3 protein-coding genes are annotated in these 3,111 nt (G+C 66.1%); 2 read left to right on the top strand and 1 reads right to left on the bottom strand.

What is annotated here, in order from left to right; translation table 11 throughout:
• Positions 1 to 498: RNA-guided endonuclease InsQ/TnpB family protein (locus ACWFR4_RS48210; RefSeq protein ID WP_453658273.1), on the bottom strand; the 498-nt coding region annotated here is incomplete at its 3' end.
• A gap of 233 nt (positions 499 to 731) precedes the next feature.
• On the opposite strand from ACWFR4_RS48210, the gene ACWFR4_RS48205 reads away from it, so the two are divergent.
• Together ACWFR4_RS48205 and ACWFR4_RS48200 are read left to right on the top strand one after the other, a co-directional pair.
• Positions 732 to 1,700 carry an SAM-dependent methyltransferase gene (locus tag ACWFR4_RS48205; protein WP_453658271.1) on the top strand — a complete coding sequence of 323 codons (969 nt, stop codon included), beginning with the start codon at positions 732 to 734 and terminating at the stop codon, positions 1,698 to 1,700.
• Between the two features lie 245 nt (positions 1,701 to 1,945).
• The gene (locus ACWFR4_RS48200; protein ID WP_453658269.1) at positions 1,946 to 2,716 is read left to right on the top strand and encodes a calcium-binding protein; all 771 of its coding nucleotides are present in this window, start codon (positions 1,946 to 1,948) and stop codon (positions 2,714 to 2,716) included.
• The last annotated feature ends 395 nt before the right edge of the window (positions 2,717 to 3,111 follow it).

Here is a 3,111-nt window from a genome sequence, read left to right as displayed (position 1 = left end):
GCAGCGGAAGTGGTCCCGAGTGGGCCGGTTGGCCTTCTCGGTATGGCCGCAGCGCGGGCAGCGCTGCGAGGTATAGGCCGGATCCACCTCGAGGAAAGCCACCCCGGCCTGTCGGGCTTTGTAGGCGAGGTGTCGGCCGAGCTGGTGGAAGGGCCAGGAGGAGAGCGTGCCGCGCTGGTCGCGTCGAAGCCGTACCCGGTGCCGGATCCCGTCGAGTTCCTCGACGGCGATACCGCGATCGGTGCGTTGGGCGACCGACACGATCTCCTTGCTGATGCGGTGGTTCAGGTGGGTGGCATGCCGCTGCTCCTTCTTCGACCGCTGCGCCAGGCGGCGGGTGGCCGAGCGGGTCTGCTTCTTCTGCAGCTCGGCCCGTTTGCGGGCGCACCAGTTCCGGTAGCGCCGCAGGCCGCGGCCCTGGTAGTTGACGGCGTCGGAGGTGGTGGCGAGGTTGACGATCCCGCGATCGACACCGATCCAGTCAGCCGGCTCGGACACACCGGGTTCGGGCAGGTCGAAATCCAGCAGGTCGGCCGGGGCGTGCCACGTTGCACGGCGTGGACGGAGGAGCCGAGCGACGTACCCTTGCTCAGGGGCAGGTCCACCGCCGATCGAGCGGGCTGCAGACCGTGGCCGGTGTGTAGCCGAGGATTCTGCCCTCGGATCCAGTTATCTGGAGCGATGGTCGCTGGCCGACTGACCTTCGTCGCCGAAATGAACTGGTGGGCACTATGGGACACGAATCGAAGAAGGGATCTGCCTACAAGGGGACATCGTCGAAGGCGATTCTTCATCAATACGATTTCTTGGGTGACTTCTACCGGCTGACGCTGGGCCCCGAGCTCGTCTTTTCCTACGGCATGTGGGAGGAGGGCGACACACTCGACTCGGCTCAGATCCGAAAGCTCGACTACCACGCCGAGGCAGCGCACGCCGTGGGCGCGGACCGTGTGCTCGACATCGGCTGCGGATACGGCAGTCTCCTGCACCGGCTGGTGAAAAATCATCATGTCAAGCACGCCGTAGGCATCACCATGAGTCCCGGCCAGGCCGCCTGGGCCCGAGACCAGCACTGGCCAGGCTGCGAGGTCCGGGCCGAGAACTGGTTCGATCACGAACCGGACAGACCTTACGACGCCATCATCGCGATCGAGGTAATCGAGCACTGCGCGGGAAACACCATGTGGCGAGCGAAGCGCATCGCCCGATATCGGGAGTTCTTCCAGCACTGCCATTCCTGGCTACGGCCGGCCGGACACCTTTCCGTACAGGTCAACGCCTGGAATGAGCACGGATGGCTCGCCTCCCTGGTCCTGCCTCCCCAGCAACTGGACCCGCATCGGAGTGGCGGCGCCCGCGAACGCCTCGGCCTCAAGGACATCCTCGGCGGCATCAAGAACGTACGCGAGGGCCTTCACGCATCGCGAAAGGTGTACCCCGAGTGCTTCCTTCCGACCTGGGACGAACTGATCGAAGCCAGCCGCGGCTTGTTCAGCATCGTGGAGGCGCGCACCGACCCTGACGACGGCATCGCCACGGTACGCAGCTGGTTGGAAAAGGCAGAGGCCAACCACGTACGCGGAGCGGAACTCATCGGCGAAAGCGCGGTGTCAGACATCATCAGGGAGCAGAAGACCGCGCTCAGGTTCCTGCGCGAGGGCCGCTTCACCGTCGTTCGCATGGTCTTCGAGAAGGTGTGAGGGCACCAGCCAGCGATCCTGCCCAGCGTTACCCGTCCGCATCAGACGAGCACCCGAATCCATACCGAAGGGGCTCACTGGAGAGGAGCTGCACCCACACGGCATCGTGCCCTTGCGGCGGGCAGTTACCGTCCGCGCTCCGGTCAGCGCGCAGCGTGCGAAGCGTCTTCCGTACAACCAACCTGCCCTGGTGCGTGTCTTCTCCACGCCCGGACCAAGATCCGGCTCACCATGCCTGGAGAACCATGCGAATCCGAACGGCCGCCACCGCCGCGGGCGGCACCCTGGCGCTGCTCACTGTCTTCGCCCCCGCCGCGCAGGCGGACAGCCACAAGGGCGACACCACTTTCACGTCGGTGACGTTCAGCAAGACCACCGTGAACGTCGGCGTCAGCGCCGCTCAGTCCCTGACCGTCGTCGCGACCGCCAAGGACGGCTCCGGAATCAGCGGCATCTACGGAGGGAAGCTGGTCAGCCCCGACGGCCGCATCGCCTTCCCCGATTCCGCCTCGTGCACCCGGCCCTCGTCCACGACGATGAAGTGCACTTGGAAGTACACCCTGGACGCGAACGACACCGACGACTACGCCGACCTCAAGAACAGCAACGCCGGCACCTGGCACCTCGACGCCGAGGCCGCGGCCAACGACCACGACTTCTACACGCTCGACACCAGCAAGTCGGTCAAGGTGAAGCGCTACGCCAAGCTGACCGCCACCCAGGCGAGCCCTGAACCCGTGGTCAAGGGGCGCACCCTGACCGTGACCGGCACCCTGACCCGGGCCAACTGGAACACGAACGTCTACGCCGGCTACAGCGCCCAGCGCGTCGCCCTGCAGTTCAAGAAGTCAGGCGCCTCGACGTACTCCACCGTCAAGACCGTGACCACCGACAGCACGGGCAAGCTGAACACGACGGTCACTGCGAATTCCGCAGGGACCTGGCGCTGGAAATTCGCTGGTACGAGCACCACCAGCGCAGTGACCGCCACTGGGGATAGCGTCGCCTTGAAGTAGCCCAACAGCCGGTCGGCACCGGAGCTCGGACGGACACAGGGCAGGCAGCGCGCATGCGAATGCCCGTGACCGCCCGGCTGGCTCTCCTCTCCCAGATGGGCCGCCGACTGTGACTTTGTAGAGGCGCGATGCCGTACCGAGCGGTCCCGACTTCCGGCGGTCGGGACCGCCTGCCGGACGCCCCTGCGCTCAACTCGACGCACCTGTCGTCACGTTGGCAGGAAATCCATGAACGGGGATCACCCGGCCTGTTCCATCGGCTGGGTTCCGGGTGGTCAGGAGAGTTGGTCTCCGCTGGTCTCTCCGGTTGAGCTGCAGGGTCGGGTCGGGGTGGGTCGCGTGTCAATGGCCGGCCGGAACGACGCCACCCCGGGGAATTGGTGGGCGCCCCCCGG

The organism is Streptomyces sp. NPDC055140, assembly GCF_053607285.1.
This window is presented reverse-complemented; position numbering and strand designations above follow the sequence as displayed.